The organism is Bacillus sp. FSL K6-1218 (assembly GCF_038006445.1).
Taxonomy (GTDB): domain Bacteria; phylum Bacillota; class Bacilli; order Bacillales; family Bacillaceae_G; genus Bacillus_A; species Bacillus_A thuringiensis_S.
Map to the genome: position 1 here is coordinate 265,001 of NZ_JBBOVE010000001.1, position 5,000 is coordinate 270,000.

Here is a 5,000-nt window from a genome sequence, read left to right on the forward strand (position 1 = left end):
GGTGATCTACCCATGTCCAGGGTGAAGTTCAGGTAACACTGAATGGAGGCCCGAACCCACGCACGTTGAAAAGTGCGGGGATGAGGTGTGGGTAGCGGAGAAATTCCAATCGAACCTGGAGATAGCTGGTTCTCCCCGAAATAGCTTTAGGGCTAGCCTTAAGTGTAAGAGTCTTGGAGGTAGAGCACTGATTGAACTAGGGGTCCTCATCGGATTACCGAATTCAGTCAAACTCCGAATGCCAATGACTTATCCTTAGGAGTCAGACTGCGAGTGATAAGATCCGTAGTCAAGAGGGAAACAGCCCAGATCGCCAGCTAAGGTCCCAAAGTGTGTATTAAGTGGAAAAGGATGTGGAGTTGCTTAGACAACTAGGATGTTGGCTTAGAAGCAGCCACCATTTAAAGAGTGCGTAATAGCTCACTAGTCGAGTGACTCTGCGCCGAAAATGTACCGGGGCTAAATACACCACCGAAGCTGCGAATTGATACCAATGGTATCAGTGGTAGGGGAGCGTTCTAAGTGCAGTGAAGTCAGACCGGAAGGACTGGTGGAGCGCTTAGAAGTGAGAATGCCGGTATGAGTAGCGAAAGACGGGTGAGAATCCCGTCCACCGAATGCCTAAGGTTTCCTGAGGAAGGCTCGTCCGCTCAGGGTTAGTCAGGACCTAAGCCGAGGCCGACAGGCGTAGGCGATGGACAACAGGTTGATATTCCTGTACCACCTCTTTATCGTTTGAGCAATGGAGGGACGCAGAAGGATAGAAGAAGCGTGCGATTGGTTGTGCACGTCCAAGCAGTTAGGCTGATAAGTAGGCAAATCCGCTTATCGTAAAGGCTGAGCTGTGATGGGGAAGCTCCTTATGGAGCGAAGTCTTTGATTCCCCGCTGCCAAGAAAAGCTTCTAGCGAGATAAAAGGTGCCTGTACCGCAAACCGACACAGGTAGGCGAGGAGAGAATCCTAAGGTGTGCGAGAGAACTCTGGTTAAGGAACTCGGCAAAATGACCCCGTAACTTCGGGAGAAGGGGTGCTTTCTTAACGGAAAGCCGCAGTGAATAGGCCCAAGCGACTGTTTAGCAAAAACACAGCTCTCTGCGAAGCCGTAAGGCGAAGTATAGGGGGTGACACCTGCCCGGTGCTGGAAGGTTAAGGAGAGGGGTTAGCGTAAGCGAAGCTCTGAACTGAAGCCCCAGTAAACGGCGGCCGTAACTATAACGGTCCTAAGGTAGCGAAATTCCTTGTCGGGTAAGTTCCGACCCGCACGAAAGGTGTAACGATTTGGGCACTGTCTCAACCAGAGACTCGGTGAAATTATAGTACCTGTGAAGATGCAGGTTACCCGCGACAGGACGGAAAGACCCCGTGGAGCTTTACTGTAGCCTGATATTGAATTTTGGTACAGTTTGTACAGGATAGGCGGGAGCCATTGAAACCGGAGCGCTAGCTTCGGTGGAGGCGCTGGTGGGATACCGCCCTGACTGTATTGAAATTCTAACCTACGGGTCTTATCGACCCGGGAGACAGTGTCAGGTGGGCAGTTTGACTGGGGCGGTCGCCTCCTAAAGTGTAACGGAGGCGCCCAAAGGTTCCCTCAGAATGGTTGGAAATCATTCGTAGAGTGCAAAGGCATAAGGGAGCTTGACTGCGAGACCTACAAGTCGAGCAGGGACGAAAGTCGGGCTTAGTGATCCGGTGGTTCCGCATGGAAGGGCCATCGCTCAACGGATAAAAGCTACCCCGGGGATAACAGGCTTATCTCCCCCAAGAGTCCACATCGACGGGGAGGTTTGGCACCTCGATGTCGGCTCATCGCATCCTGGGGCTGTAGTCGGTCCCAAGGGTTGGGCTGTTCGCCCATTAAAGCGGTACGCGAGCTGGGTTCAGAACGTCGTGAGACAGTTCGGTCCCTATCCGTCGTGGGCGTAGGAAATTTGAGAGGAGCTGTCCTTAGTACGAGAGGACCGGGATGGACGCACCGCTGGTGTACCAGTTGTTCTGCCAAGGGCATAGCTGGGTAGCTATGTGCGGAAGGGATAAGTGCTGAAAGCATCTAAGCATGAAGCCCCCCTCAAGATGAGATTTCCCATAGCGTAAGCTAGTAAGATCCCTGAAAGATGATCAGGTTGATAGGTTCGAGGTGGAAGCATGGTGACATGTGGAGCTGACGAATACTAATAGATCGAGGACTTAACCATATAATATGTAGCAAATGTTATCTAGTTTTGAAGGAATATGCCTTCATAGTTTGGTGATGATGGCAGAGAGGTCACACCCGTTCCCATACCGAACACGGAAGTTAAGCTCTCTAGCGCCGATGGTAGTTGGGACCTTGTCCCTGTGAGAGTAGGACGTCGCCAAGCAAGCTTAAGACGAGTCAGAATGACTCGTCTTTTTTGTGTTTTGTAACTTTTTTTCAAAGCTAATTACATATCTATATAAGTTTTATTCGATTTCTTTCGTGATTTTTGATATGTAATTTAAGATTTTCTATTTTATTTCTTAAAGATAAAATTCACCAGTGTGTTAAAATAGTACAGTTGTTTTTTTGATGTACTTTAATATAAGAAGATTTAAGTTAGAAAAGGAGATAATATGAAAAGGATAGGTATAATTACTATAGTAGTCTTAGTCCTTCTAGTAATCGTGTATATGTTAGTTGGGAATTATTTTTATAACTACGCGTTGAATGCGAAACAAGAAAAAGAGTTTTTACAAGATAATCCTCATTTAGTAGAAACGGTAAATGCATCGGGAGATGTATTGGCTACAAATGAAGAAAAGAATGCGAACTTCGTATCGAAGTATAAACCTAACACATTAACTATACGTTCTTTCGATAAATTGAATTTAAAAAGCTATGAATATATGAATGAACAATCTAGTCATAAATGGGCAATTGTGGTTCATGGATACAATGGTAGAGCATCAGAAATGACGAAATATATTCGTAACTTTTATGAACAAGGCTATAATGTCATAGCACCAGACCTTCGTGGACACGGAAATAGTGAAGGGGATTATGTTGGTATGGGCTGGCATGATCGTAAAGATGTTTTGATTTGGATTCAACAAATCTTAAAGAAAGATCCTAATGCTGAAATAGCTCTATTTGGTGTTTCAATGGGCGGGGCAACTGTAATGATGACTTCAGGAGAAGATTTACCTTCTAATGTTAAAGTTATTATTGAAGATTGTGGATACTCAACTGTTATTGATGAATTTACTTATCAACTAAAAGATCTATTCCACTTGCCGAAGTTCCCTGTTATGAATGCGGCAAATACGGTTACTAAATTAAGAGCTGGGTACGATTTAGAAGAGGCCTCAGCTGTAAAACAAGTTGCGAAAAGTAAAACACCTATGCTATTCATTCATGGGGATGCTGATACATTCGTTCCTTTTGAAATGTTAGATGAAGTATATAATGCTGCAAAAGTAGAAAAAGAGAAATTAATTGTTCCAGGTGCTGGGCATGGAGAAGCGGAGAAAGTAGATTCGAATAAATATTGGAATACCGTATGGAAGTTCGTAGGGAAGTATATTCCGGCATAATTAAAGTTGTTGCATTTATATAGACGATAATCGGAGGGATAATAGTTAATCCTTTTGATTATCGTTTTTTGTTAATTAGGTAGTCTGCTATAAGTGTATTTTTGTATGTACTATATGAAGGAGATAGAGCAAAAACTTTTGAATTCCTTAATCTCAGTGCTACAATGATTGAAAACTAAATGTTAATGAGGTGTTTACATGAAAATTGAGGTTTGGTCGGATTTTGTATGCCCATTTTGCTATATTGGGAAACGTAGATTGGAGATGGCTTTAGAGCAATTTCCACATAAGAAGGATGTTGAAGTTGAGTTTAAAAGTTTTGAGTTGGATCCGAATACTCCCGTTTACTCTGGAACAAGTATTAATGAAGTGCTTGCATCAAAGTATGGGATTAGTATTGAAGAAGCTAAGCGTAATAACGTACAGCTAGGAAATCATGCAGCTAGTATGGGTTTAAGTTTTAATTTTGATGAGATGAAGCCGACGAATACGTTTGATGCGCATCGTCTTGCGAAGTTTGCAAAGAATCATGGAAAAGAAAAGGAGATTACGGAAAATCTACTTTTTGCATATTTCACTGAATCGAAAAATTTAAGTGATGTGGATACACTTGCTACTATCGCTGAAGCTTCAGGTTTAGATAAGCAAGAAGCTTTAAATGTTATTAATGATAAAAATGTGTATGCAAACGATGTTAGGGTTGATGAAGCAATTGCACAGCAATATCAAATTTCGGGAGTACCTTATTTTATTATTAATCAAAAGTATGCTATTTCAGGTGCACAACCACTTGAAACTTTTGTTGGTGCACTCCAGCAAGTTTGGGAAGAAGAGAATCCTGCACCGAAGTTACAGGAACTTTCAGTAGATGGTGGAAACGACCTTTCTTGTACTGATGGAAGTTGTTCAGTGCCGTGTCAAAAGAACAATAGCTTTTATGATGGAATAGCACCCTATAGATAGTTCTGTGGGGTGCTTGTATATAACTATAGAAGAAATACGTAAATAGATAATTTGATTACGTAAATGAATTCTATAAAATATAAAGTTTTTTAAAATAATGTATTGACGATTATATAAATGAAGTGTAATATAGAACAAGTCGCCGATGACATTAACATCGCAAGCGACAAATGAAATAAAAAACTTAGTTGACATTGAAAGATGAAAATGTTAACATAAGGAAGTCGCAAATGAGCGACCAAGTAGTTCTTTGAAAACTGAACGAAACAAACAACGTGAAACGTCAATTTTTATTTTTAGATGCTAGACAAACTAACTTTATTGGAGAGTTTGATCCTGGCTCAGGATGAACGCTGGCGGCGTGCCTAATACATGCAAGTCGAGCGAATGGATTGAGAGCTTGCTCTCAAGAAGTTAGCGGCGGACGGGTGAGTAACACGTGGGTAACCTGCCCATAAGACTGGGATAACTCCGGGAAACCGGG

General features: G+C 42.7%; 2 protein-coding genes and 3 rRNA genes (2 of these 5 running past the window's edge). All 5 read left to right on the plus strand.

The window, feature by feature from the left end:
* Window positions 1-2,196, plus strand: a 23S ribosomal RNA gene (locus MHI26_RS01530); it begins 726 nt to the left of the window's first position.
* A gap of 49 nt (window positions 2,197-2,245) precedes the next feature.
* Window positions 2,246-2,361: ribosomal RNA gene (gene rrf, locus MHI26_RS01535) — 5S ribosomal RNA — on the plus strand.
* Between the two features lie 232 nt (window positions 2,362-2,593).
* Window positions 2,594-3,553 carry an alpha/beta hydrolase gene (locus tag MHI26_RS01540; RefSeq protein ID WP_061665953.1) on the plus strand — a complete coding sequence of 320 codons (960 nt, stop codon included), beginning with the start codon at window positions 2,594-2,596 and terminating at the stop codon, window positions 3,551-3,553.
* 198 nt (window positions 3,554-3,751) lie between these two features.
* Window positions 3,752-4,516, plus strand: coding sequence for a DsbA family oxidoreductase (locus MHI26_RS01545; RefSeq protein WP_061665954.1), 765 nt, complete (start codon window positions 3,752-3,754; stop codon window positions 4,514-4,516).
* 318 nt (window positions 4,517-4,834) lie between these two features.
* A 16S ribosomal RNA gene (locus MHI26_RS01550) occupies window positions 4,835-5,000 on the plus strand (it continues 1,386 nt past the right edge of the window).